21 protein-coding genes and 1 pseudogene are annotated in these 25,650 nt (G+C 41.9%); 16 read left to right on the top strand and 6 right to left on the bottom strand.

Annotation, left to right across the window (positions count from 1 at the left end; all coding sequences use genetic code 11):
* The 16 genes and pseudogenes from HMPREF0833_RS02655 (at position 1) to HMPREF0833_RS02580 (ending at position 19,299) form a co-directional block, all read left to right on the top strand.
* Positions 1-930: an ROK family protein gene (locus HMPREF0833_RS02655; protein WP_013903586.1), complete on the top strand. Its 930-nt coding sequence runs from the start codon at positions 1-3 to the stop codon at positions 928-930.
* Between the two features lie 59 nt (positions 931-989).
* Entirely contained in the window at positions 990-1,838 is an 849-nt protein-coding gene (gene dprA / locus HMPREF0833_RS02650; protein ID WP_013903585.1) for a DNA-processing protein DprA, read from the top strand.
* An 86-nt stretch (positions 1,839-1,924) separates the two neighbouring features.
* Complete coding sequence (gene topA, locus HMPREF0833_RS02645; RefSeq protein WP_013903584.1) at positions 1,925-4,012, top strand: type I DNA topoisomerase; 2,088 nt, start codon at positions 1,925-1,927, stop codon at positions 4,010-4,012.
* Between the two features lie 106 nt (positions 4,013-4,118).
* Positions 4,119-4,796, top strand: a complete 678-nt coding sequence (locus tag HMPREF0833_RS02640; RefSeq protein ID WP_013903583.1) for a SatD family protein — start codon at positions 4,119-4,121, stop codon at positions 4,794-4,796.
* Positions 4,780-5,485, top strand: a pseudogene (locus HMPREF0833_RS02635) (DUF3307 domain-containing protein). The gene HMPREF0833_RS02640 and the pseudogene HMPREF0833_RS02635 overlap by 17 nt, the downstream one beginning before the upstream one ends.
* Before the next feature lie 154 nt (positions 5,486-5,639).
* Entirely contained in the window at positions 5,640-6,974 is a 1,335-nt protein-coding gene (trmFO, locus tag HMPREF0833_RS02630; RefSeq protein ID WP_003014968.1) for a methylenetetrahydrofolate--tRNA-(uracil(54)-C(5))-methyltransferase (FADH(2)-oxidizing) TrmFO, read from the top strand.
* Between the two features lie 93 nt (positions 6,975-7,067).
* The gene (locus HMPREF0833_RS02625; protein WP_003015026.1) at positions 7,068-7,895 is read left to right on the top strand and encodes an alpha/beta hydrolase; all 828 of its coding nucleotides are present in this window, start codon (positions 7,068-7,070) and stop codon (positions 7,893-7,895) included.
* Between the two features lie 39 nt (positions 7,896-7,934).
* Positions 7,935-8,675 (top strand): esterase family protein, encoded by a 741-nt coding sequence (locus HMPREF0833_RS02620; protein ID WP_003001389.1) that lies wholly within the window; start codon positions 7,935-7,937, stop codon positions 8,673-8,675.
* A 21-nt stretch (positions 8,676-8,696) separates the two neighbouring features.
* Entirely contained in the window at positions 8,697-9,863 is a 1,167-nt protein-coding gene (locus HMPREF0833_RS02615; RefSeq protein ID WP_013903581.1) for an ATP-grasp domain-containing protein, read from the top strand.
* 226 nt (positions 9,864-10,089) lie between these two features.
* Complete coding sequence (locus tag HMPREF0833_RS02610; RefSeq protein ID WP_041818477.1) at positions 10,090-11,058, top strand: thiamine pyrophosphate-dependent dehydrogenase E1 component subunit alpha; 969 nt, start codon at positions 10,090-10,092, stop codon at positions 11,056-11,058.
* 16 nt (positions 11,059-11,074) lie between these two features.
* The gene (locus HMPREF0833_RS02605) at positions 11,075-12,067 is read left to right on the top strand and encodes an alpha-ketoacid dehydrogenase subunit beta (RefSeq protein WP_013903579.1); all 993 of its coding nucleotides are present in this window, start codon (positions 11,075-11,077) and stop codon (positions 12,065-12,067) included.
* Between the two features lie 220 nt (positions 12,068-12,287).
* Positions 12,288-13,331 carry a dihydrolipoamide acetyltransferase gene (locus tag HMPREF0833_RS02600; protein ID WP_013903578.1) on the top strand — a complete coding sequence of 348 codons (1,044 nt, stop codon included), beginning with the start codon at positions 12,288-12,290 and terminating at the stop codon, positions 13,329-13,331.
* Positions 13,332-13,372: 41 nt separating this feature from the next.
* Positions 13,373-15,079 carry a dihydrolipoyl dehydrogenase gene (gene lpdA / locus HMPREF0833_RS02595; protein ID WP_013903577.1) on the top strand — a complete coding sequence of 569 codons (1,707 nt, stop codon included), beginning with the start codon at positions 13,373-13,375 and terminating at the stop codon, positions 15,077-15,079.
* 375 nt (positions 15,080-15,454) lie between these two features.
* Positions 15,455-16,444: a lipoate--protein ligase gene (locus HMPREF0833_RS02590; RefSeq protein WP_013903576.1), complete on the top strand. Its 990-nt coding sequence runs from the start codon at positions 15,455-15,457 to the stop codon at positions 16,442-16,444.
* A gap of 217 nt (positions 16,445-16,661) precedes the next feature.
* Positions 16,662-18,671, top strand: a complete 2,010-nt coding sequence (locus HMPREF0833_RS02585; RefSeq protein WP_013903575.1) for a DUF1430 domain-containing protein — start codon at positions 16,662-16,664, stop codon at positions 18,669-18,671.
* A 1-nt stretch (position 18,672) separates the two neighbouring features.
* Complete coding sequence (locus tag HMPREF0833_RS02580) at positions 18,673-19,299, top strand: putative bacteriocin export ABC transporter (protein ID WP_013903574.1); 627 nt, start codon at positions 18,673-18,675, stop codon at positions 19,297-19,299.
* Between the two features lie 196 nt (positions 19,300-19,495).
* Here the strand turns inward: HMPREF0833_RS02580 and xerS are convergent, their stop codons facing one another.
* The 6 genes from xerS to HMPREF0833_RS02550 all read right to left on the bottom strand — a co-directional run bounded on the left by xerS (position 19,496) and on the right by HMPREF0833_RS02550 (position 25,640).
* A complete protein-coding gene (xerS, locus tag HMPREF0833_RS02575) occupies positions 19,496-20,566 on the bottom strand; it encodes a tyrosine recombinase XerS (RefSeq protein ID WP_013903573.1) in 1,071 nt (356 codons plus the stop codon).
* A 190-nt stretch (positions 20,567-20,756) separates the two neighbouring features.
* The gene (locus HMPREF0833_RS02570; protein ID WP_013903572.1) at positions 20,757-21,740 is read right to left on the bottom strand and encodes an acetylxylan esterase; all 984 of its coding nucleotides are present in this window, start codon (positions 21,738-21,740) and stop codon (positions 20,757-20,759) included.
* A gap of 105 nt (positions 21,741-21,845) precedes the next feature.
* Positions 21,846-22,613, bottom strand: a complete 768-nt coding sequence (locus HMPREF0833_RS02565) for an alpha/beta hydrolase (RefSeq protein ID WP_013903571.1) — start codon at positions 22,611-22,613, stop codon at positions 21,846-21,848.
* A gap of 66 nt (positions 22,614-22,679) precedes the next feature.
* A complete protein-coding gene (gene ffh / locus HMPREF0833_RS02560; protein WP_013903570.1) occupies positions 22,680-24,251 on the bottom strand; it encodes a signal recognition particle protein in 1,572 nt (523 codons plus the stop codon).
* Positions 24,252-24,282: 31 nt separating this feature from the next.
* Entirely contained in the window at positions 24,283-24,615 is a 333-nt protein-coding gene (locus HMPREF0833_RS02555) for a putative DNA-binding protein (RefSeq protein ID WP_003016592.1), read from the bottom strand.
* An 80-nt stretch (positions 24,616-24,695) separates the two neighbouring features.
* The gene (locus tag HMPREF0833_RS02550) at positions 24,696-25,640 is read right to left on the bottom strand and encodes a 3-oxoacyl-[acyl-carrier-protein] synthase III C-terminal domain-containing protein (RefSeq protein WP_013903568.1); all 945 of its coding nucleotides are present in this window, start codon (positions 25,638-25,640) and stop codon (positions 24,696-24,698) included.
* Between the last annotated feature and the right edge of the window lie 10 nt (positions 25,641-25,650).

Genomic DNA, 25,650 nt, shown 5'->3' with positions numbered 1-25,650 from the left:
ATGCTATTTACCATCGATATCGGAGGGACCTTTATAAAGTACGGTCTGATGGATGCAGACTATCAATTGATCCGTACAGACAAGATCCCAACACCATCTACGATTGAGGACTTTTGGCAAGGATTAGAAGGAATCGTTGCTCCTGTACGGGAAGAAATCGATGGAATCGCCATTTCATGCCCTGGTGAGATCCAAAAGAGCCTTGGCTTTGTCTTTCGAGGTGGTCTCATTCCATATATGCGAGGCATTCCTCTAGCTAGTAGATTGCAACAAACATTTCAAGTGCCAGTCACTGTTCTTAATGATGGAGAAGCCGCTGGTCTAGCGGAAGCAAGGCTTGGTAATCTAAAAGATTGTCCTTGCGGTGCGACCTTGGTCTTAGGGACTGGAGTTGGTCTTGCTCTTCTTTCGAATGGTGATTTATTAAGAGGATGGCAACTGACAGAATACATTCGGTCTATTGATAAGGCAGAAAGAACACCAGAAAATCGCCGCTTTCATTGCGAACTCTTTTTGCAAGGCATTTCCAATCTTTTGGAAAACACTGGTTCTGCTGTTCAATTTGTTGAGAAGGCTCGTCATATCTTAAACCTAGAAAAAGCAGATGGTATTGCTGTTTTCAAAGCTCTTGATCAAGGGGGCCATGAGGAGCTGACATCCTTGTTTCAGGAGTATTGTCATGATATTGCTATTCTGATTTTTAATCTTCAATCTTTGCTCCTGATTGAAAAAGTGACGATTGGAGGGGGCATTAGTAGTCAACCATTATTGATCGATGAGATTAGTCGACAATACCATGACCTGCTCTCTCAAAAAGGGCATAAACAATTTGATGCCTTGCCCATTCAAGCGGCTCGCTTCCATAATGAAAGCAACTTGATTGGTGCTGCATCTTACTTTTATTCTTCTACACATCAAAAAAAGTTCTAGAAATAGAGCTTTTTTTCCTTTTTTTTCGAATAAATAAGTGAGAGGAAGAGAAGGTGACCATGGAGAAATTTGAAATCTTTAAATTAAAAGAAGCCGGTTTATCAAATGAGCAAGTCTTGAGAGTTTTGGACTACTGTAGAAAAGGCCAAGTCTTACCAAGCTTAGAAGAGATAGCAAGGATCGCTCGCTGTCGCAGTATCCTTCATTTTGTAGACAAATACCGACAACTGGATGAAGACCATTTACACAAGGAGTTCGAACGGTTCCCATCTCTATCCATTTTTGATCCTGAATACCCTGAGGAATTGCTACAGATCTACAACCCTCCTGTAATCCTTTTTTACCAAGGGAATTTGCAACTGCTAACCAGACCGAAGATTGCAGTCGTAGGAGCTCGGGAGACAACGCGAGAAGGGGTGCGATCTGTAGAGAAAATTATTAAGGAACTTGGGAATGAACTTGTCATTGTTAGTGGGCTTGCAAAGGGGATTGATGCGACAGCTCATTATGCCAGCATTCGAAATGGTGGCAAGACCATCGGAGTGATAGGAACGGGACTGGATGTCTTTTATCCTAAGAGCAATCAAAGACTGCAGGCGCATATGGGGGAACACCATCTGATCTTGAGCGAGTATGGTCCAGGGCAGGCACCACTTAAGTTTCATTTTCCAGAGCGAAATCGCATCATTGCAGGCCTCTGTCAGGCTGTGATTGTGGCAGAAGCTCGACTCCGTTCAGGGAGTTTGATTACTTGTGAGCGTGCTATGGAAGAAGGCCGAGACGTTTTTGCTATTCCAGGAAATATTTTAGATGGAAAATCTGCAGGCTGCCATCACTTGATTCAAGAAGGCGCAAAGCTTGTCACATCAGGCCAGGACATTCTTGATGAATTGAAATACGAATTGTGATTTTCCTATAGGAGAAGTTCCTAGTTGACATCTTTCTTAAAATGTATTAAACTCAATGAGATTTATACAATACAGAGGGATAAAACGTGGTAACAAAAACAAAAAAGAAAAGTAGTACAACCAAGAAAAACTTGGTGATTGTGGAGTCTCCTGCGAAGGCGAAAACAATCGAAAAATACCTTGGTCGTAACTACAAAGTCATGGCTAGTGTTGGCCATATTCGGGATCTAAAAAAATCTACGATGTCGATTGACTTCGACAATAACTATGAACCGGAGTATATCAATATTCGCGGAAAAGGTCCCTTGATCAATGATTTGAAAAAAGAAGCTAAAAAAGCCAAACAAGTCTTTCTCGCAAGTGACCCGGACCGAGAAGGAGAAGCTATTTCTTGGCATTTAGCGCATATTTTGAACTTGGATGCCAAAGAAAAGAACCGCGTGGTCTTTAACGAAATCACCAAGGATGCAGTAAAAAATGCCTTTAAAGAACCGCGCCAAATCGATATGGACTTGGTCGATGCCCAACAAGCCCGTCGTGTCTTGGACCGGATTGTAGGGTATTCTATCTCGCCTATTCTTTGGAAAAAGGTCAAAAAAGGACTTTCTGCAGGGCGCGTGCAATCTGTTGCCCTCAAATTAATCATTGATCGTGAAAATGAAATTAATGATTTTAAGCCCGAAGAATACTGGACCATTGATGGTGTCTTCAAAAAAGGGACCAAGCAATTCCAAGCCAGCTTCTATGGGATTGATGGCAAGAAGATGAAGCTCAACACCAATGAAGAGGTGAAAGCTGTTCTTGAACGCTTAGATGGCAAAGATTTTACCGTTGAAAAAGTGGAAAAGAAAGAACGTCGTCGGAATGCACCACTTCCATACACCACCTCTTCCATGCAGATGGATGCTGCCAATAAGATCAACTTCCGTACACGCAAGACCATGATGGTAGCACAGCAATTGTACGAAGGAATCAATATTGGCTCTGGTGTTCAAGGTTTGATTACCTATATGCGTACCGATTCTACACGGATTAGTCCGGTTGCGCAAAATGAGGCAGCGAACTTTATCGTGGATCGCTTCGGGGAGAAATATTCCAAGCATGGAAGCCGTGTGAAGAATGCTTCTGGTGCCCAAGATGCCCACGAAGCGATTCGTCCATCTAGCGTCTTCAATACTCCTGAGAGCATTGCCAAGTACCTCGACAAGGACCAGCTCAAGCTCTACACCTTAATTTGGAACCGCTTTGTAGCTAGTCAAATGACAGCAGCTGTCTTTGATACCATGAATGTCCGTTTAGGTCAAAATGGGGTTCAGTATACGGCAAACGGGAGCCAGGTGAAGTTTGATGGTTATTTGGCGATTTATAACGACTCAGATAAGAACAAGATGTTGCCGGATATGGTAGAAGGCGATATCGTTAAGCAAGTCAATAGCAAGCCGGAGCAACACTTTACCCAACCACCTGCTCGTTATTCTGAAGCGACATTGATTAAGACCTTGGAAGAGAACGGTGTTGGACGCCCTTCAACCTATGCTCCAACAATTGAGACCATTCAAAAACGTTATTATGTGAAGCTGGTAGCCAAACGCTTTGAACCAACAGAGTTAGGGGAGATCGTCAATAAACTGATTGTTGAATTCTTCCCAGATATTGTCAACGTGACCTTCACAGCGGAGATGGAAGGGAAACTCGATGATGTTGAACTTGGAAAGGAAGAGTGGCAAAAGGTCATTGATGCCTTCTACAAACCATTCTCTAAAGAAGTCGCAAAGGCTGAAGAAGAGATGGAAAAAATCCAAATCAAAGATGAACCGGCTGGTTTTGATTGTGAAGTCTGTGGTAGCCCGATGGTGATTAAATTAGGACGTTTTGGTAAGTTCTATGCTTGTAGTAATTTCCCAGATTGTCGTCATACCCAGGCCATTGTCAAAGAAATCGGCGTGGAGTGTCCTGACTGTCATCAAGGTCAAATCATCGAACGTAAAACCAAGCGCAACCGCATCTTCTATGGATGCAATCGCTATCCAGAGTGTGAATTTACCTCTTGGGATAAGCCGATTGGTCGGGATTGTCCAAAATGTGGCCACTACTTAGTTGAGAAAAAAGTTCGTGGTGGTGGCAAACAAGTCGTATGTAGCAATGGCGACTACGAAGAAGAAAAAGTGAAATAAGCTTTTAAATGATTCAATGTCTATTATAACGGCAATTTTTATAAATGTCTGTTATAATAGACATTTTTTGGTATTTTCGTTATAATAGACATAAGGAGGTGGGCTTATGTATCTTGCTTTGATTGCAGATGTGATTGATTCCAAAATCGTACAAGAACGTTTTGACCTGCAAAAACAGTTAGAAAAAACGCTTCAAAAGATCAATGAGCTTTTTAAAGGCTGCCTAGCATCGGCTTTTACCCTAACTTTGGGCGATGAGTTTCAGGCGCTTTTAAAAGTGGATGCTCCGATTTTTCAAATCATTGATACCCTGCGTTCAGAACTAAAGCCGACTCAACTTCGATTTGGTATCGGGCTTGGAGAAATTGTAACGGATATAGATCCCCTGCAAAGTATCGGTGCAGATGGGCCAGTCTATTGGAATGCTCGTGCAGCTATTAATCTGGTCCATCAGAAAAATGATTATGGCAACACCCAGATCTATTTTTTGAGCGGTAATGACAGCCAGGACTCATTGGTGAATGCGCTCATCGCTTCCGGAGAAGCCATACGTTCGGGTTGGCGAGAGAGTCAGGAAGAGATCCTACTTAATCTGCTAAAGAGATCTGTCTATAGTGAAAACTTTAGCCAGCAGGATTTGGCCCAATCGCTAGGGCTTAACCCGAGTGCCCTGTCCAAGCGCTTAAAGAGTAGCAGTATTCGCGTTTATTTACGGGGACGAGCAGAAGCACTAGCTTGTATTCAAAGCTTAGAGAAAGGAGAGGACTATGAGCGGATTGACTAGTATCGTAACGAATCCATACTTGATCCTCTTGTTGATTTGTCATTTGGTTATCGGATTATTATTTTCAAAGTCAGAAGATGGCGGATCGTAAGGATCAGGATAAGAAGGTGCTCGGGCTTCACATTCTATATGTAGCTCTGCCTCTGATCGTGGTTTCCCTCTGTCATCTGGACTTGTGGTGGATTTGCTTGGTCATTTTACTGACTCATGCTGGAATAGATTTCTTAAAACCGATCGTGCAGAAGCAACTGAAATTACCAACCGCATGGACCTTTGCCTTGGATCAAGTCTTGCATATTGGCATCTTGACGTGTCTAGTCCTTATGGGAGCGAAGAATGGGACGACCTATCTACCCTTGGACACTTTAAATCTGATCTTTTATGTCCTCCTAGTTGGGAAACCAAGCAATATTGCCTTTAAAATTCTGTTTGCCAAGTATCAACCCACCAGCAAGAAGAAAATGGATACGATCACTGGGGCTGGTTCCATGATTGGCTTTTTAGAGCGTTTGGTGATCGGTGCCTGTCTCGTCTATGGGCAATTTGCTTCGATCGGTCTGGTGTTTACAGCCAAGTCCATTGCCCGCTACAATAAAATTTCGGAAAATCCAGCCTTTGCGGAGTATTACTTGATCGGCTCTTTATTTAGTATCCTATCTGCTCTCCTAGCAGCCTGGTTATGTTCATAAGAAAATAATTAGTTAAAGTATAGACAGGAAGGAAAAGCCTCCCTGTCTTTTTACTTGGCTTTTTGGTATAATGGACCAAGTAGAAAATTAGAAAGATTTGTGGGTGTCAAACAGTCCAGTGGGGTGTTTTGATTCCCAAAGAGGTATTAGTGTCATGTCTCAATCTTATATCAATGTTATTGGTGCGGGCCTTGCTGGCTCGGAAGCAGCTTACCAGATTGCCCAACAGGGTATTCCGGTCAAGCTTTATGAAATGCGGGGAGTGAAATCAACTCCGCAACACAAAACAGACAACTTTGCTGAGTTAGTGTGTTCCAACTCTCTTCGCGGGGATTCTCTCACCAATGCTGTCGGGCTCCTCAAAGAAGAAATGCGCCGTCTGGGTTCTGTCATTCTTGAAGCAGCGGAAGCGACCCGGGTACCGGCCGGTGGAGCACTGGCTGTGGACCGAGAAGGTTTTGCTAGTCGAGTGACGGAGAAGGTTTCCCAACACCCGCTCATCGAAGTCATTCGTGATGAAATTACGGAATTGCCGACAGATGCCATTACAGTGGTCGCAACGGGGCCTCTAACTAGCGATGCCTTGGCAGAAAAGATCCATGCCCTCAATGGTGGCGACGGTTTCTATTTCTATGATGCAGCAGCTCCAATCATCGATGTCAATACTGTCGATATGGACAAGGTCTATCTCAAGTCACGCTATGACAAGGGAGAAGCAGCTTATCTCAACTGCCCAATGACCAAACAAGAATTTATGGATTTTCACGAGGCCTTGGTCAATGCAGAAGAAGCCCCACTCAACTCTTTTGAAAAAGAAAAGTATTTCGAAGGTTGTATGCCAATTGAAGTCATGGCCAAACGAGGCATCAAAACCATGCTCTATGGCCCTATGAAACCAGTTGGACTCGAGTATCCAGATGATTACAAAGGTCCACGTGATGGGGAGTTTAAGACACCTTACGCAGTCGTTCAGTTGCGCCAAGACAATGCGGCTGCTAGCCTTTACAATATCGTTGGCTTCCAAACTCACCTTAAATGGGGCGAGCAAAAACGGGTTTTCCAAATGATTCCAGGTTTGGAAAATGCGGAGTTTGTGAGATACGGCGTCATGCACCGCAATTCCTACATGGACTCTCCGAATCTGCTTGAACAAACTTACCGTTCTAAGAAACAACCAAACCTCTTCTTTGCAGGTCAAATGACAGGTGTAGAAGGCTATGTTGAGTCAGCTGCCTCAGGCTTGGTGGCTGGAATCAATGCAGCTCGCCTTTTCAAAGGAGAAGAAGCAGCGATTTTCCCTGAAACGACAGCTATCGGAAGTCTAGCTCACTATATCACCCATGCCGACAGCAAGCATTTCCAACCCATGAATGTCAACTTCGGGATTATCAAGGAGCTAGAAGGACCACGCATTCGAGATAAAAAAGAGCGCTATGAAAAAATTGCCGAACGTTCTTTACAAGATTTGGCTCAGTTTATGGAAAAATAACCCAAGAAAGGAAAAAGTTTGGAGAAAATCCAGACTTTTTCTTCTAAAAATGGTATAATGAATAAAATTTAGAATATAGAGAGTTTTCTGACAATGAACAAATCCTATTTTTATTTAGATATGAAGACACACGAGTTGAAAGTGCCTTATACCGGAAAACTCCGTCGTGTGCGAGTCTTATTACCTAAGAATTATGAAACGGATACAGATAGACGTTACCCTGTGGTTTATTTCCACGATGGGCAAAACGTTTTGTACAGCAAGGAAGCTTATGCGGGTCATTCCTGGAAGGTGATTCCAGCCATTAAGCGGAATCCCGATATTAGTCGCATGATTGTCGTTGCGATCGATAATGATGGTTTCCAACGCATGAATGAATACTCCGCCTGGAAGTACAAGGAATCTAATATTCCTGGCATGCAATTTGGTGGCAAAGGGGTTGAGTACGGCGAATTTGTCATGGAGGTGGTGAAACCTTTTATCGACCAAGAATACCGGACTCTTGCTGATCGAGAACATACGGCCATGATTGGATCTTCCTTGGGGGGAAATATTACCCAATTCTTGGGATTAGAGTACCAAGATCAAATCGGTTGTTTAGGGGTCTTTTCATCCGCCAACTGGCTACACCAAGATGCCTTCAATCATTATATCGAACGTAAAAAATTATATGCAGACCAACGGATCTACATCTATGTGGGGACTGAAGAGGCGGATGATACAGATAAAACTTTGATGGCAGGAAACATCAAGCAAGCCTATATCGATTCATCCCTTCGTTATTATCACGACGTCATCCAGCAAGGGGTGGAACTCAATCATATTGCCATTCGGATTCAATCTGGTGCTATTCACCACGAAGAAGCGTGGGCAGAGCACCTACCAGAATGCCTTCGCTTTTTGGCTGAAAATTGGGATTAATGGACTCAAAACAAATCAATAGAGAGAAAGAGGAAACTTATGAATATTGAACATTTAAGCCACTGGAGTGGCCAACTTAACCGCGAAATGTATCTAAACCGTTATGGACATGCAGGGATTCCTGTAGTGGTCTTCGCTTCATCAGGTGGAAGCCATAACGAATACTATGACTTTGGTATGATTGATGCCTGTGCTCAGTTTATTGAAGAAGGACGGGTTCAATTCTTCACCCTTTCAAGTGTGGACAGTGAAAGCTGGCTTTGTGATTGGAAAAACCCACACGATCGAGCTGAAATGCATCGCGCTTATGAACGCTATGTGATTGAAGAAGCCATTCCTTTTATCAAACACAAAACAGGATGGTTTGACCCGATGATGACAACTGGTTGCTCTATGGGGGCTTACCACGCGCTCAATTTCTTCTTGCAACATCCAGATGTCTTCAATAAAGTGATTGCCTTGAGTGGTGTCTATGACGCTCGTTTCTTTGTTGGTGACTTTGGAGGCGATGAAGCCATTTACCAAAACTCTCCATCTGATTATATTTGGAACCAAAATGATGGCTGGTTTATCGATCGTTATCGTCAGGCGGAAATCGTTGTTTGTACTGGTTTAGGAGCTTGGGAACAAGATGGACTTCCATCTTTCTACAAACTGAAAGAAGCCTTTGATCACAAAAATATTCCTGCATGGTTCGCTGAATGGGGACATGATGTCGCCCACGATTGGGAATGGTGGCGCAAACAAATGCCATATTTCCTAGGCCAAATGTATCTATAAGTAAAAAGGGAGGAGACCTCAATGAATTATATCGTTATTTCACCATATTACCCACAAAACTTCCAACAATTTACAATCGAACTAGCTAATAAAGGGATCACTGTCTTGGGAATTGGTCAAGAGCCATATGAACAGTTAGATGAGCCTTTGCGCAACAGTTTAACAGAATATTTCCGTGTTGAAAATTTGGAAAATCTGGATGAAGTGAAGCGTGCGGTTGCCTTTCTCTTTTACAAGCATGGCCCAATCGATCGCATTGAATCTCATAATGAATACTGGTTGGAATTGGATGCGGCGCTTCGTGAGCAATTCAATGTCTTCGGCGCTAAGCCAAAAGATTTGAAGAAAACCAAGTTCAAATCAGAAATGAAGAAACTCTTCAAGAAAGCAGGTGTTCCTGTCGTTCCAGGCGCTGTTATTAAAAAAGAAAAAGACATTGATAAGGCTGTGAAGAAGATTGGGTTGCCATTGATTGCTAAGCCTGACAATGGGGTAGGAGCAGCAGCGACCTTCAAGATCGAAACGCCAGAAGATGTGGACCATTTCAAGGCTGAGTGGGATGGCCATACAGAGTACTTCTTTGAGAAATTTGTCACTTCTAGCGAGATTTGTACCTTTGATGGTCTAGTGGATCGTGACGGCAACATTGTCTTTTCAACTACCTTTGACTATGCACATACGCCACTCGATTTGATGCTCTACAAGATGGACAACTCTTATTATGTCCTTAAAGAAATGGATCCAAAATTGCGTCAATACGGGGAAGCGATAGTTAAAGCCTTTGGCATGAAAGAACGTTTCTTCCACATTGAGTTCTTCCGCGATGGGGATGACTATATTGCGATCGAGTACAATAATCGTCCTGCAGGTGGCTTTACCATCGACGTCTACAACTATGCTCACTCAATTGATTTGTACCGTGGTTATGCTGCCATCGTAGCAGGAGAATCCTTCCCAGCTTCTGAGTTTGAGCCCCTTTATTGCTTGGCAACTTCTCGTCGTGCCAATGCAGCTTATGCTCTTTCAGAGGAAGAAGTTCTGGCCAAATACCGTGATCAATTCCGTGTGAAGAAAGACATGCCAGCGGCCTTTGCGGAACTTCAGGGAGATTACCTCTATATGCTTACAACACCTAGTCGTGAAGAATTGGAACAAATGATTCATGACTTTGGCCAACGCCAATCATAAGATGACGACCGGTAGGATAGGATCCTATCGGTTTTTTATGTGACTATTGAATGAGATGGAAAAATCTAGAAGTTTGTGAAAAAACTAAATATTTCCTTTTGAAAGCTTATAGTTTCCATGATTATAGTGTTTAGGATTGTGAATTTTTCTGAGCATTATTTTTGACTGAGCTTTCATTTTTGGCTAGAATGAAAGTGAATGAATAAATGCTAAGAAAGGCGAAATGATGGCAACATTAGACAAAAGTCTCTTATTGGAAATGTTCCGTAAAATGGAAGAAATCCGTCGCATGGACTTAAAAATTGCACAGTTAGTAAAAAAAGGGAAAGTGCCAGGAATGACGCACTTTTCTGTTGGGGAAGAAGCGGCTAACGTCGGAGCGATGTTGGCTTTGAACGATGATGATTTGCTGACATCAAACCACCGTGGACACGGACAAGCCATTGCTAAAGGAATCGATTTGAATGGCATGATGGCAGAAATCCTAGGGAAATATACTGGTACTTGTAAAGGGAAAGGTGGTTCCATGCATATCGCTGACTTGGATGCCGGAAACCTTGGCGCTAACGGGATCGTTGGTGGTGGTATGGGAATTGCAGTAGGTGCTGCCCTTACACAACAAATGAAAAAGACTGGTAAGATTGTCGTCTGCTTCTTTGGCGATGGCGCAACCAATGAAGGTGTCTTCCACGAAGCGGTCAATATGGCTTCCATCTGGAAGCTGCCAGTAATTTTCTACTGCATCAATAACGGTTACGGAATCTCTGCTGATATCAAGAAAATGACCAATATTCAGCACATTCATGAGCGTAGTGCTGCATACGGCATTCCTGGAATGTTTATTCCTGACGGGAACAACGTTATTGATGTCTATGAAGGCTTCCAAAAAGCTGTTGAACACGTCCGCTCTGGAAAAGGACCTGTCTTGATTGAAAGTGTCACTTATCGTTGGCTCGGTCACTCTTCATCTGACCCTGGTAAATACCGGACACGTGAAGAAGTCGAAGAATGGAAGAAGAAAGATCCGATCGAAAACCTTCGCAAGTACCTCCTTAAAAATGAAATTGCAAGCGCAGAAGAATTGGATCAGATCCAAGAAGAAGTGAAAGAAGCAGTTGAAGCTTCAGTGAAATTTGCGGAAGAAAGCCCATTCCCACCACTCGAATCAGCTTTCGAAGATATTTACGCAGACTAAGGGGGAGTAGAGAATTATGGAAACTAAATTAATGTCTTTCCGCGATACCATTATCCTTGCTATGTCTGAGGAAATGCGTCGCGACGAAAATGTATTGTTGATGGGAGAAGATGTCGGAGTTTTCGGTGGAGACTTCGGTACTTCTGTAGGGATGCTGGAAGAGTTTGGTCCAGAACGTGTCCGTGACTGTCCGATTTCTGAGGCTGCGATTTCAGGTGCAGCAGCAGGTGCAGCCATGACCGGACTTCGCCCAATCGTTGATATGACCTTCATGGATTTCTCAGTAATTGCCATGGATGCTATTGTCAACCAAGCTGCTAAAACTCGCTACATGTTTGGTGGTAAAGGGCAAGTACCGATGACCATTCGCTGTGCTGCTGGTAATGGAGTTGGATCTGCAGCTCAACACTCCCAATCTTTGGAATCATGGTTTACTCATATTCCTGGTTTGAAAGTTGTTGCTCCTGGTACGCCAGCGGATATGAAGGGACTGCTCAAGTCATCTATCCGTGATAACAACCCCGTTATCACTCTTGAGTACAAATCAGAATTCAACCAAAAAGGGGAAGTGCCAGTTGATCCAGACTACACAATTCCACTTGGTGTCGGAGAAATCAAACGTGAAGGAACTGACGTCACTGTCGTAACGTACGGAAAAATGCTTCGTCGCGTGATGCAAGCTGCTGAAGAATTAGCAGAAGAAGGGATCTCAGTAGAAGTAGTAGACCCACGTACCTTGGTTCCACTTGATAAAGAGATCATCATTAATTCTGTCAAGAAGACAGGAAAAGTAGTCCTTGTCAATGATGCCCACAAAACAAGTGGCTATATCGGAGAAATTTCAGCTATTATCTCTGAATCAGAAGCATTTGATTACTTGGATGCACCAATCCGCCGTTGTGCGGGGGAAGATGTGCCAATGCCTTACGCACAAAATCTAGAGAATGCAATGATCCCAACAGTTGAAAGCATCAAAGAAGCCATTCGTAAAACATATAACAAAGAATAATACATAACATAAATTATGTAATATCATTTGAATTAGACGAGGAAACTTTGTATCTTTTTAGGTACAAAGTTCTCTGCGTCCTTAATATCTTAGATTAGAGCACGGGTTAAAAGCTCGGAAAAAAGATAAATCTCCTTGACTTCATCGAAGTCTGCGTTGATTTCCTATTTTTCGGTCGCTTTTAAACGCCCTTTGCATCATAAATAGAATAGGAGAGGTCATGGCTGATGATAAGCTAAGAGCGACTCCTGCGGCTAGAAAATTAGCGGATGATCTTGGAATCAACCTCTATGATGTTTCTGGTTCAGGCGCAAACGGTCGTGTCCACAAAGAAGACGTGGAAACCTATAAAGAAACAAATGTGGTTCGCATTTCACCACTTGCAAAACGAATTGCACTAGAGCATAATATTGCTTGGCAAGAAATCCAAGGAACTGGTCATCGTGGCAAGATTATGAAAAAGGACGTCCTTGCTTTCCTTCCTGAAAATATTGAGAATGAGACCATTAAATCACCTGCTCAAATTGAGAAAGTGGAAGAAGTTCCAGATAACGTGACACCTTATGGAGAAATCGAGCGTATACCGATGACTCCTATGCGTAAGGTTATTGCTCAACGTATGGTTGAGTCATACTTAACTGCTCCAACCTTCACGCTTAACTACGATGTAGATATGTCTGAATTGCTTGCCCTTCGTAAGAAAGTTCTTGATCCAATTATGGAAGCAACAGGTAAGAAGGTGACTGTAACAGATTTGCTTTCTCTAGCAGTTGTTAAGACCTTGATGAAGCACCCATACATCAATGCGTCATTGACAGAAGATGGTAAAACAATTATCACCCACAACTACGTTAATCTTGCGATGGCGGTTGGGATGGACAATGGCTTGATGACTCCAGTTGTCTACAATGCTGAAAAGATGACCTTGTCAGAGTTGGTGGTAGCCTTCAAGGACGTTATCGGACGTACCTTGGATGGTAAGCTTGCTCCAAGTGAATTGCAAAACTCTACCTTTACCATCAGTAACTTAGGAATGTTTGGCGTTCAATCATTTGGACCGATTATCAACCAACCAAACTCTGCTATCCTAGGGGTTAGTGCAACGGTTGAAAAACCAGTTGTTGTGAATGGTGAAATTGTCATTCGTCCAATCATGAGCTTGGGCTTGACCATTGACCACCGTGTTGTCGATGGGATGGCTGGTGCCAAATTCATGAAAGACTTGAAAGCCTTGATTGAAGACCCGATTTCAATGTTGGTCTAATCAACGAGAGAGAATAGAAACAAGAAAAAGAGGGAAATAAAATGGCCTTAGAAGTAATTATGCCAAAAGCCGGCGTAGATATGACCGAAGGACAAATCGTTCAGTGGAATAAAAAAGTCGGCGAATTTGTAAAAGAAGGAGAAGTGCTCCTTGAAATCATGACAGACAAAGTCAGCATGGAATTGGAAGCAGAAGAAGACGGTTACTTGATCGCTATTCTGAAAGGAGACGGAGAAACTGTTCCTGTAACAGAAGTAATCGGTTACCTTGGTGAAGAAGGGGAAAATATCCCAACAGCCGGAGCTGCTGCACCAGAAGCAAGCCCAGCACCAGCTGCAGCAAGTGCTTCAAACGATGACAATAAGAGCGATGACGCTTATGATATCGTAGTAATCGGTGGGGGCCCTGCTGGCTACGTATCTGCTATTAAGGCAGCTCAATTAGGTGGTAAGGTTGCTCTTGTTGAGAAATCTGAACTTGGTGGAACATGCTTGAACCGCGGATGTATCCCAACTAAGACTTACCTCCACAATGCTGAAATTATTGAAAATATTGGTCATGCAGCAAATCGTGGTATTATCATCGAAAATCCAAGTTTCTCAGTAGATATGGATAAGGTTCTTGAAACCAAGAACAAGGTCGTAAATACCCTCGTCGGTGGAGTTGCAGGACTTCTTCGCAGCTACGGAGTGGATGTTCACAAGGGTATCGGTACCATTACGAAAGATAAGAATGTTTTGGTCAATGGCTCAGAATTGCTTGAAACCAAGAAAATCATCCTTGCTGGTGGTTCAAAAGTCAGCAAGATTAACGTTCCAGGTATGGAATCTCCACTTGTCATGACTAGTGATGATATCTTGGATATGAATGAAGTTCCAGAAAGCCTTGTGATCATCGGTGGTGGGGTTGTTGGTATCGAACTTGGTCAAGCCTTCATGACCTTTGGTTCAAAAGTTACGGTTATCGAAATGATGGACTGCATCGTTCCAGCTATGGATGCAGAAGTATCTAAGAACCTTCGTTTGATCCTTGAACGTAAGGGTATGACCATCTTGACGGATACGAAATTGCAAGAAATCATTGAGGAAGATGGAAAACTCCGTATCAAGGTTGAAGGTAAAGATGATATCATCGCGAATAAAGCCCTTCTTTCAATCGGTCGTGTTCCAGACCTTGAAGGTATCGGAGATGTTGAATTTGAATTGGATCGTGGACGGATCAAGGTCAATGAATACATGGAAACATCTGTTCCAGGTATCTATGCGCCAGGTGACATCAACGGTACTAAGATGTTGGCCCACGCTGCCTTCCGTATGGGTGAAGTTGCCGCTGAAAATGCCCTTAAGGGAAATCATGCTGTTGCCAAATTGAATTTGACTCCTGCAGCCATCTACACCCTTCCTGAAGTTGCGGCTGTTGGTTTGACAGAAGAACAAGCTCGTGAGAAATACGATGTTCAAATCGGTAAATTTAACTTTGCGGCGAACGGACGTGCGATTGCATCAGATGCAGCTCAAGGTTTTGTTAAGGTTATTGCAGACAAGAAATACGGTGAAGTTCTTGGGGTTCATATCATTGGTCCAGCAGCAGCTGAATTGATCAACGAAGCTTCAACCATCATTGAGATGGAAATCACTGTGGAAGAAATGCTCAAGACCATTCATGGTCACCCAACCTTCTCAGAAGTGATGTACGAAGCTTTTGCGGATGTACTTGGCTTAGCTGTTCACTCACCTAAGAAGAAATAATATTATTCTTTCAACTAAATTTTCTTAAAGCAGTAAGGACGGCAGCGACCTCTTTTAGAGTTCCATGCCTAAAAATTGAGCCACTTGTCTCAATTTTTCCGAGAAATGGCTTAATAAATAATTTTCCTTATCGAAGAAATGTTTGGAAGGATTAGTCAGACGCAGTGGTTGATTGGTATCTTTGTTCGCTGGACAAGCTTCAAAGATACCTAATCAACTGTGCGGGGGTGGGAATACGAACTTTTTTTACTAGCGAAGTTCTGTCCCACTCCCTTCTTTTTACTACTTCAGAAAATTCAAGTGAAAGTCAACTATTTCTTACTAACTCTCATATTACTTTGAGTAGGATTTATAAAACGAATTTTTGGAATTACTATGAAATACATTATTAATTATTCAAATGACACGGCTTTTAATATTGCTTTGGAAGAATATGCCTTTAAGCATCTGTTGGATGAGGATCAAATCTTCCTTCTCTGGATTAACAAACCTTCTATCATTGTTGGTCGTCACCAAAATACCATCGAAGAAATCAACCGCGACTACGTTCGGGAGCATGGGATTGAAGTGGTTCGTCGGATCAGTGGTGGTGGGGCTGTTTATCACGATTTGAACAACCTCAACTACACCATCATTTCAAAAGAAGATGAAAACAAGGCCTTTGACTTCAAGAGCTTCTCAACTCCTGTGATCAACACCTTGGCTCAACTTGGGGTTAAGGCTGAATTCACGGGTCGTAATGACTTAGAAATCGACGGTATGAAAATCTGTGGCAATGCCCAAGCCTATATCAATGGCCGTATCATGCATCATGGTTGCCTTCTTTTTGATGTTGATTTGTCTGTCCTTGCTAATGCGCTTAAGGTATCTAAGGACAAGTTTGAGTCTAAAGGGGTTAAATCAGTCCGTGCTCGTGTGACCAATATCATCGATGAGTTGCCAGAAAAAATCACGGTTGAAGAGTTCCGGGACCTACTTTTGGACTACATGAAGAAAGAATACCCTGAGATGACAGAATATGTCTTCTCGGATGAAGAATTGGCTGAAATCAATCGTATCAAGGAAACCAAGTTCGGTACCTGGGATTGGAACTATGGAAAGTCTCCTGAATACAATGTCCGTCGTGGCACAAAATTCCCAAGCGGTAAGGTGGAAATCTTCGCTAATGTCATTGAATCAAAAATTCAAGATATCAAGATTTACGGTGACTTCTTTGGTATCGAAGATGTTGCAGCAGTAGAAGATGTTCTTCGTGGTGTCAAATACGAACGCGAAGACGTCCTCAAAGCCCTTCAAACCATTAATCTAGGCCGTTATTTTGTAGGTATCACTGCAGAGGAAATTGCTGAAGCAGTGGTGGAATAAAGTCAAAAGAGATTCGCAGTAGCGGATCTCTTTTTTGAAACTAGTTTCACATAGAAATTATTGTTTTATAAAGGATTTTGTAGTATAGTATAGGTGGAAAATGTAATCGTTTACAAAAATATAAATAAAATTTTAAATACTCAGCAATCACTAAACAAGGAAATTGATTGACTAGCTGAATAATATTTACCTTTGATGCTTTAGAAAGTGTGATGATATGAAACGTGTCTTTATTATTTTATCAAACCTTTTCATCACGAGCTTTTTGATTTGGATTGCCTTTATTTCTCCAAATACGGTTATCCACCTCAGTCTTCCGGTAGTAGGTGTGCAGAGACAAGAAAAGAGCGTCACATATGAAGACTTATCTTCCAGTTTAGACCGTTTGGCAAGGGAAAATCATAGTATAATTGCCCGTCAGATACAAAGAACAGATTCTAAAGGGCAGGTTGTTTTCACCTATGATATCTACGGAGAGGGAAAACTTCCTCTTGGCATTAAAAGAGAGAAGAAAGAACTGGCTGCCAATGAAAGCCTGGTAGTGAATTATTATGTATTAACAGGTGATTTAGAAACTGAAAAGCTGGATCAAACGCTTCATACTCTTGGTTTCTCACAAACTTTTATTGAGAAACCGAATCTTCTGCTGACCTTTATTGCCTTTTTTGGCTCAGGTTCACAATCACTTGCCTTAGTCATTTTTATCATTAGTTTTAGCTCTTTTACGATTATTCAAAAAACACAAGAAATGAGAAGTGCTGGGATTCGATATATTTCAGGAATGAGACGCTTGCAACTTTTCGGACATTCTCTAAAAGATGATAGTATAGAGTTGCTTTTGGGATGTATTGGCGCAAGTATAATGGGTGCTGTTCTGATTTATTGCTTTCAATTGACACCTTTTTCCTATTCCATCGTCATTTTCAGTAGTATTATTTACAATGGGATTTTACTAATTTTGTCTGTTTTCTTATCCTTCCTCTTTGCATATAGTATTCAAACGATTCATTTAGTCCCCCTTTTAAAAGGGAAGGTTCCATTGAAGCGCATATTGGTTTTCCTCTTTATTTGTCAATTTCTCGCTGTAGCATTAATTGGCCTTGCGATTCATCGAATCAGTATTTATGGATCAGTCTGGCAAACTCACCGAGAGGGAAGTGAGGCTTGGTTAAAACAGTCGAATTGGGTCCAAATTAGTACAAGTCGGGAGGATTTTTCACAGAAAACAAACAAAGAGACGCAAATTGAGAACAGAGCAAAATGGTCTAAGCTCATCGAGTCTGGCATTGAAAATGGTGGTCTTTTAGCTTATCATCACCTCGTATTTTTTAGTCCAAAAGGAGTTATGACGGATCCTAGTACAGGTAAAGAGTTTTCAATCACAGATTACGATCCTCTTGCACGAACTCTCTATGTAACTCCAAATTACCTCGAAATCCAAGGTGTTCCAGTTTCTCCTGAAGAAAAAGATCACTTAAATCACTTACAAGCAGGGGAATTTGGTCTGTTACTTCCGGAAAAATTAAAAGGTCGAGAAGAGGAGATGATCAAACGATATGAAGATTATCTATCTCCTCGAGATGATCAAGGAAATATCACCTTATCAATGAAGGCGCAGGTAACGTATATTCCGAATCATCAAAAACGCTTTATCTACAACAACACACCAATCAGCTATAAGCAATTCTTTACAGATCCTGTTTTAGTGGTTATACAACCTGAAAGTTTTGGAGGCTATGAGAATCCATATTTCACCCACCTAGATTCCTACCTTTATTTTAATGGGCTTCAGAATAGTAAGAAGCTAGTCGCTGAGTATGATCTTGAAAAAAGTGTTAGTCAGTACGACTATGCAGTGGACGTTTACCAGCAAATGGCCCAATCCATACAAATAGAAAATCTCATGGCGATTGCAGGTGGAGTCTTTGGTATAGCAACCTCTGTTCTTCTTTTTAACACTATGAATTTCCTATATTTTGAAGAGTTTAGAAAACAAATCTTCTTGAAGCAGATTGCAGGTCTGGGATTTGTAAACATTCACCAAATGATTTTGCTCTCAGAAAGTAGCCTCTTACTATTAGGAAGTCTCCTGGTATTCCTTCTCACTCAAGAATGGTGGATTGCTATTGTCACTCTCTTTCTATTTATTACTAATGCTTGGTTCATTCTCCTATACCGGTCTCATAAAGAAGACCACTTGTTAGCCACTGTACTGAAAGGAGCCTAATATGATTAGCGTAGAACATTTAACCAAATCATTTGGCCAACGAACGGTCTTTCAAGATTTGAGTTTGCAATTTACAGAAGGTAAGGTCTATGCTCTGATCGGAAATAGTGGGTGTGGTAAAACAACCTTGCTCAATATCTTGGCGAAGATAGAGCCTTATGAAAAGGGGAGTATAAGCTATAAAGGGCAAGAACTGAAACAAATCAAACAGCATCACTTCTTTAAGCGTGAATTAGGTTATCTCTTCCAAAACTTTGGCCTACTTGAAAACGAGACTATCGCTACAAATTTAGACTTTGGATTGATTGGGCAAAAATTAACGAAAAAAGAGAAGAAGCAGCAAGAAGAAGAAGTGCTCAAAAAAGTAGGATTGGCTTACCTTGCTCTGGATCAAAAGATTTATGAATTATCTGGGGGAGAGGCGCAACGTGTCGCATTAGCTAAAGTTATTTTAAAAGATCCACCTTTAATTTTGGCAGATGAACTAACTGCAGCACTGGATCCAGAAACCTCACAAGAGGTGATGGACTTGCTCTTAATGTTAAAGAATCAAGAGCGTATAATCATTATCGCAACCCATAATCCAGTGATTTGGGAAAAAGCCGACGAAGTGGTAAAACTCAACTAGTCTATGGTTGAAGAATGGTAGGATCTTCTAGATTATCTTTTATAGCTATTCAGGAGGTATAGGCTGATGAAAAAAACAGATCATATTTATAAAGATTCTCATTCGTTTATATAATTAATAAAAGAGCGTAAGATTCCATATAAAAATCTACGCTCTTTTTAATCTTAGCATATTACATAATTTCCGTTATGTAATCTTATAAACTATCCAAGGCATTCTTTTGTTCATCATTGACAATATGGGTATACAAGTCAGTAACTTGGGTGCTAGCATGTCCCAGCTGGTGACTGACCAAAACCTGTGATTTGGTTGCATCATAGAGACGTGTTGCTAATGTATGGCGAAGCTTGTGGGGTGTCACACGGACTTTGAAGTCCTCTGAATACTTGGCCACCATCTTTTCCACGCTAGAAGCATCAATTCGGTTTGGGACACCTCGATACAAGGTCAGAAAGAGGGCTGTATCAGTCTTTTCTGTCTTGTACCGTTTGTCTCGAATTGCAAGATATTGCTCCAGATAAGGCTTCGCAAAGGCAGCAACATTAACAGAGTCTCGTTTTCCACCTTTTCGAGTGACGTCAATCACCATCATCTTAAGATTGAGATCACGAAGGTCTAGGTTAACGGCTTCAGAGAGACGGACACCAGAGGCGAGAAGGAGTGCTATAATGGCTAAATCTCGCTCTTTATTCTTATTAAAGGAAGATAAGGCGCGATTTGAGAGTGTTTGAGGGTACTCCTGGTCGATATAGTTTAGGAAACCTTCTGTTTCATCCCCTAAAAAGAGTTTTTGTTTGATATTCTCAGCCCGGGCCGCCAAGGTTTCTTTCTTTTTCTTAGTAGCAACCTTCTTCATGACATTACGGTAGAAATAAGGTTCCCCTTGCTCATTCTCAACCTCCTCAGTCAAGTATTTATAGAGACTAGATAGTGCAGAGAGGGTACGGTTAATGGTTGTTTGAGAAACACCGTTTTTCGTCGTATTGGCATTGAGCAGAGGACGTTCACGTAGGTAAAGAATAAAGGATTCCATGTCTTTCTTGGTCATGTGCTCCAGAACGTCTAAAGGGATCTCGGCCATGGTATCAGCATTTGATATACCAGATTCCAAAACCCAGGTAAAAAATCGATCGTATTCCTTTAAGTATTCGTACAAGGTTGTAAAACTGTATGGAACGGCCAATTTTGATTGATAGTATTCCAAAACGTACCAAGGCATGACTTGTTTGAGTTTATCGATACGTTCTAATAAGATCTCGCGTTTCATGTTTTTCTCCAAATCTTTCTATACTAGTAGTATAGCATAGCCAGATATATTTTTCAAGAAAATTATAGTTTTTCGGAAAGATGTCATAGGGGTTAATAGGACTGTTTTTTCCCTTTTCTATACTAGATCCCTTTCAAACACAATAAAATCAGCAAATCTCATGGATTTACTGATTATTTTCTTCTCTAACTTATTTTTCTACATATCGAAATGGAATCTTGCTACCACAGAGCCAATTATAGACTCGATCATTGACTTGAACGTTCATAGCTTCGTGGGCATATTCTGGCATGATTAAATGCTCTTTTGGACATTCTAAGCGATTATAAATGGCGAATTGTGTCTCTGGATAACAAACATCATCATCTAGCCCGGTAATCATGTGAACTTGTCCTTTGATACGATGGGCAAAATTTTTCACATCAATATAGGCTAAGGTATGCATCAAACGATCTTCTGTTTCATGAAATGGATCATGAAACTTGAAATAACGGAAAAGCTCATCATAAGCCTCGCTAGTATTTCCAATCTCTATTACCCGTCTGAAATCTGATAAGAATGGGTAAATGGCTACCGTTTGTTGTATACGAGGATTCAATCCAGCAGCAACCAGAGCTAGGGCACCTCCTTGAGAGGCTCCGTAGCTAGCAAGTTTGCTGTCGTCTACTTGAGGAAGGTTGGCAACAATTTCAATTAACTGGTAAAGATCTAAGTAGATATCCTTATAAAAGAGCTGGTCCGGACCTTCCACAGCTCCACGTATAATCTGTCCTTTAACCGTATTTCCAAGTGGTGAGCGATCTCCGTCGGTTGAATAGCCTGACTGCCCTCTCACGTCCATAGACACAACACCATAGCCGGCTACTGTATAAGCTAACATATCAGCCCAATCCCAACAACGTCCCATATAGCCATGAAAATGGAAAATAACGGGAACTTTTTGATCTATTTTTGGGAGAACAACCCGCGCATAAACGAGCCCATCTCGTGTTCCTTTAAAGGTTAATTCATAACAAACAACATTTGGAATGTTGAAATCTCGTTCTTCAAGCTTGTATTCAGGTAGTTCAGTCATCTTTGCTAGGGCTTGATTCCAAAAGCTATCAAAATCTTCAGGAACGTCATCCCGTCCCTTGTATACTTTCAATGTCTCTAGTAATTTAGGATCTTTCATAAAATCCTCCTTAGGTATATGTAATCGCTACCAAAAATGTACCATATTTACTTAAGGATTGCAAGAGACAAATAAAAATCACATAACCAAAATTATGTAATTTACTTATAGATTCAAAAATAGACTTAATTGTTTCACTAGATCTGGATTAGTGGGTAAAGCTGAATGATGAGCTTTACGACCGTTTAAATTCACTTCTGTATAAGTTTGATTGTCAAAAATAGATTTTGCTGCTTGTGCACTAGAGAGAGGAACGATGCCATCTGATTTTCCAGCAAAGCTACCGACAAAATTAAGGACCTCTACTTCTTTTCCCAGGCGATGCTTCCATGTTTGAAAATCTTCATACATCTCTTGATTGAATTGGTAAGGACTACCAATAATAGCCAACTTGCTGACGGTTACCTTCTTTTTCTCTAAAAAGCCACTTTCCAGTAAACCAGTCAAAACCAGTCCCCCATTGGAATGCCCGACTGCCTTAAACTCTGTAAAATGATAGTGATCAAGAAGATAGGTTAAAGCGATCTTAAGGGATTCGATTTGCTGCTTGATATTGCTGTAGCCATCTCGATTGTTCTCGAAGCCAATCACAATCATCGGATTCGGCTCTTTCGTATTCAGTCTTCCTTCCATCTCTATAGAATCATCTTTGTTGACTTTTATTTTTAAGAGACTCTGTTTTTTTCTAGAAGAGCGATGGAGCATGCGGATGGTTCCGTTGAATCGCTGTATACTGGCTGAACTCCCAGGTACAAAGATGATTGGTCTAATCGGTGGTTTCTTCGACCCTTTAGGAAATTCAAAGGGCTTTCTGTGCGAAGAAAACAATCTTGCAAAGAAACGAATGAGTTGTTGAAATAGTTTTTTTAACATGTTTCCTCTAGTAGTAGTTTCTAAAAGAACCCAGAACAGTGTGTTCCAGGCCCTTATTAGAAACGATTATTTCCGTTTTTTCTTATTTTTGCGCATTTGTTTGGCCATCTTGTTCATCGCCCGTTTCATCATAAATTCACCGGCTTTTCCTTTGAGACCACCGCCAAACATTTGGCTCATGTCAGGCATTCCAGCGCCTCCGCCAAGAGCTGACAAGTCAGGCATGCCACCTTGTCCCATCATGCCTTCGAGGGCAGACATATCAGGCATTCCACCAGGCATATTCTTCGGCATGTTATTTGGATTGAGCCCCATTTGTTTCATCATCTTGTTCATATCACCAGAGAGGACGCCCTGCATCATCTGTTTGGCTTGGTTAAAGTCCTTGATGAATTTATTGACTTCGACAAAGCTATTTCCTGATCCAGCAGCAATCCGACGACGACGGCTTGGATTCAATAGATCTGGATTTTCCCGTTCAGCTGGTGTCATGGATGATACGATCGCACGTTTGCGAGCAATTTCTCGTTCATCGACCTTGAGGTTCTTCATGGCAGGGTTATTGGCCATCCCTGGAAGCATCTTGAGCAAATCTTCCATTGGTCCCATGTTTTGAACTTGATCTAACTGATCAATGAAATCGTTGAAGTCGAAGGTATTTTCCCGCATCTTCTCAGCGAGTTCAAGGGAACGTTTCTCATCGTATTCTTGAGAAGCCTTCTCGATCAGCGTCAGCATATCCCCCATACCGAGGATCCGACCAGACATACGGTCTGGGTGGAAGGTTTCGATATCGGTTATTTTTTCACCAGTACCAGTGAATTTGATTGGCTTCCCAGTAATCTGACGGACAGAAAGGGCCGCACCACCACGGGTATCCCCATCGATCTTGGTCAAGATGACCCCAGTTACTTCGAGTTGTTCATTGAACTCACGCGCCACATTGGCTGCCTCTTGACCAATCATGGCATCGACAACCAAGAGGATTTCGTTTGGCTCGACAAGGGCTTTGACGTCGCGCAACTCGCCCATGAGTTTTTCGTCGATTTGCAGACGACCAGCCGTATCGATCAAGACATAGTCATTGTGATTGGCTCTTGCCTGCTCCAAACCTTGGCGAACGATCTCTACTGCAGGGACTTCTGTACCAAGTGAGAAGACAGGGACATTGATCTGTTGACCAAGGGTCTTCAACTGGTCGATGGCCGCTGGACGATAAATATCGGCCGCAATCATCAAAGGACGCGCTTTTTCTTCCTTGACTAATTTGTTAGCTAATTTCCCAGCAAAAGTTGTTTTACCAGCCCCTTGAAGACCGACCATCATGATAATGGTTGGAATCTTTGGAGATTTGATAATTTCTGCTGTTTCTGAACCCAAAATCGCAGTCAATTCTTCATCGACAATCTTCACGATTTGTTGGGCAGGGTTCAAGGTTTCGATGACTTCATGACCTACAGCCCGCTCGCGGACCCGTTTGATGAAGTCTTTTACAACAGGAAGGGCAACGTCGGCCTCTAAGAGGGCTAGACGAATCTCTTTGGTCGCTTCTTGGACATCTGCTTCAGAGATTTTCCCTTTCTTACGAAGATTTTTAAAGACGTTTTGTAAACGTTCGGTTAAACTTTCAAATGCCATACTCTTTCTCCTAGTTAAGTCTTATATTTATTTAGTCTCGATTATCGATACTGGAAAGCACAGAAATTTGTTCCTGTAAAAAAGGATCTTCAGGGTATTTTTCAGAAATCTGATCCAAAATTTGACTACGAACAATGTAATCGGAATACATATGGAGTTTCATTTCGTAGTCTTCCAAAATCTTTTCTGTACGTTTAATATTGTCATAGACCGCCTGACGGCTCACTCCAAACTCTTCCGCGATCTCAGCCAAGCTGTAGTCATCTGCGTAATAGAGCTCGATGTAGTTCATCTGCTTGTCCGTCAAGAGCGCTGCATAAAACTCAAAGAGCGCATTCATTCGGTTGGTTTTCTCAATTTCCATACCTTTCATTATATCAAAAAAGCCCGCTAAAGACTAGCGGGACTTGATGCTTTTTGAGCTTGAAATAAGAGGATCTATCATTAGAGTTTCAGTGCCAACATATTGACCGTCATCCCTGCTGCAGTTCCCATCAAAAAGATGGTATCTCCTTCCTTCACATAGCCATGATCCAGTGCATAGGCTAGGCCGAAAGGCACGGCTACCGAAACCATATTTCCATAATCACTGACAATATTGAGGTACTTGTCTTTGCCAACGCCCAATTTGTCCATGACAAGTGGTAAGGCGCGACTTGCTTGGTGGGGAATAATATAGTCTACAGCATCTTTAGAAATGCCTGATTTCTCTTGGAATTCTTGGAACATTTCTGGAATAACACGGGCAGAAAGCAAAAGGATTTTCTTCCCTTTCATATCAAACATGAAATCCGTCTTGGTTGCTTCAGAGTACAATTTCGGATGATAAGCTGTCAAACCACCACGAATTTCGGTATCGTGGGCTCCCTCAGACCAGGTACGTTGCATACTGGCAATGATTCCTTTATCTTCCTTTGTTGCTTCAAAAATAAAGGCTGTAGCTCCATCACTAAACAATTCAAAGCTTTCTTTTTGTTTGGGATTAAGCCCTAGGCTTCCTACTTCACTGGATACAATCAGAACCCGTTGGTATTCACCACCTTCAATCAGATAAGAAACGGTGCTTAAAGCTGATATAAAACTGGTACAAGTGGTATTGATATCCATAGCAGGAATCGTCAGTCCCTTGGCCACGCGCTCATGGATAAGAGCAGCTGTACAAGGAATGGGCTGAACACCAACCGCACTAGCCGAAACCAGGCAGTCGATGTCTGCCATTTCAAGCCCTGCATGGTTTAAAGCCGCTTCAATCGCACGCGCTGCAAGATCAATCTGTGTTTCTTCTCCTTCTTTCACGCGATAGCGAGTCTGGTCTTTGAAAGTAACTGTATGATCTGGAAGCGCGGTTCCATAGCCTTTAATTTGCAAATGTCTTTTTACAGTAGTCATAGGATTCTCC

The sequence above is a fragment of the Streptococcus parasanguinis ATCC 15912 genome (assembly GCF_000164675.2).
In the GTDB taxonomy this organism is placed as follows: Bacteria; Bacillota; Bacilli; order Lactobacillales; family Streptococcaceae; genus Streptococcus; species Streptococcus parasanguinis.
The sequence above is the reverse complement of the archived record's forward strand: the minus strand, read 5'-3'. Positions and strand labels throughout refer to the sequence as shown.

Excerpts from the sequence above, each read along its gene's own strand:
- HMPREF0833_RS02655 (WP_013903586.1), top strand. The coding sequence starts at position 1 with ATGCTATTTACCATCGATATCGGAGGGACCTTTATAAAGTACGGTCTG.
- dprA (WP_013903585.1), top strand. The coding sequence starts at position 990 with ATGGAGAAATTTGAAATCTTTAAATTAAAAGAAGCCGGTTTATCAAAT.
- HMPREF0833_RS02640 (WP_013903583.1), top strand. The coding sequence starts at position 4,119 with ATGTATCTTGCTTTGATTGCAGATGTGATTGATTCCAAAATCGTACAA.
- trmFO (WP_003014968.1), top strand. The coding sequence starts at position 5,640 with ATGTCTCAATCTTATATCAATGTTATTGGTGCGGGCCTTGCTGGCTCG.
- HMPREF0833_RS02625 (WP_003015026.1), top strand. The coding sequence starts at position 7,068 with ATGAACAAATCCTATTTTTATTTAGATATGAAGACACACGAGTTGAAA.
- HMPREF0833_RS02620 (WP_003001389.1), top strand. The coding sequence starts at position 7,935 with ATGAATATTGAACATTTAAGCCACTGGAGTGGCCAACTTAACCGCGAA.
- HMPREF0833_RS02615 (WP_013903581.1), top strand. The coding sequence starts at position 8,697 with ATGAATTATATCGTTATTTCACCATATTACCCACAAAACTTCCAACAA.
- HMPREF0833_RS02610 (WP_041818477.1), top strand. The coding sequence starts at position 10,090 with ATGGCAACATTAGACAAAAGTCTCTTATTGGAAATGTTCCGTAAAATG.
- HMPREF0833_RS02605 (WP_013903579.1), top strand. The coding sequence starts at position 11,075 with ATGGAAACTAAATTAATGTCTTTCCGCGATACCATTATCCTTGCTATG.
- HMPREF0833_RS02600 (WP_013903578.1), top strand. The coding sequence starts at position 12,288 with ATGGCTGATGATAAGCTAAGAGCGACTCCTGCGGCTAGAAAATTAGCG.
- lpdA (WP_013903577.1), top strand. The coding sequence starts at position 13,373 with ATGGCCTTAGAAGTAATTATGCCAAAAGCCGGCGTAGATATGACCGAA.
- HMPREF0833_RS02590 (WP_013903576.1), top strand. The coding sequence starts at position 15,455 with ATGAAATACATTATTAATTATTCAAATGACACGGCTTTTAATATTGCT.
- HMPREF0833_RS02585 (WP_013903575.1), top strand. The coding sequence starts at position 16,662 with ATGAAACGTGTCTTTATTATTTTATCAAACCTTTTCATCACGAGCTTT.
- HMPREF0833_RS02580 (WP_013903574.1), top strand. The coding sequence starts at position 18,673 with ATGATTAGCGTAGAACATTTAACCAAATCATTTGGCCAACGAACGGTC.
- xerS (WP_013903573.1), bottom strand. The coding sequence starts at position 20,566 with ATGAAACGCGAGATCTTATTAGAACGTATCGATAAACTCAAACAAGTC.
- HMPREF0833_RS02570 (WP_013903572.1), bottom strand. The coding sequence starts at position 21,740 with ATGAAAGATCCTAAATTACTAGAGACATTGAAAGTATACAAGGGACGG.
- HMPREF0833_RS02565 (WP_013903571.1), bottom strand. The coding sequence starts at position 22,613 with ATGTTAAAAAAACTATTTCAACAACTCATTCGTTTCTTTGCAAGATTG.
- ffh (WP_013903570.1), bottom strand. The coding sequence starts at position 24,251 with ATGGCATTTGAAAGTTTAACCGAACGTTTACAAAACGTCTTTAAAAAT.
- HMPREF0833_RS02555 (WP_003016592.1), bottom strand. The coding sequence starts at position 24,615 with ATGGAAATTGAGAAAACCAACCGAATGAATGCGCTCTTTGAGTTTTAT.
- HMPREF0833_RS02550 (WP_013903568.1), bottom strand. The coding sequence starts at position 25,640 with ATGACTACTGTAAAAAGACATTTGCAAATTAAAGGCTATGGAACCGCG.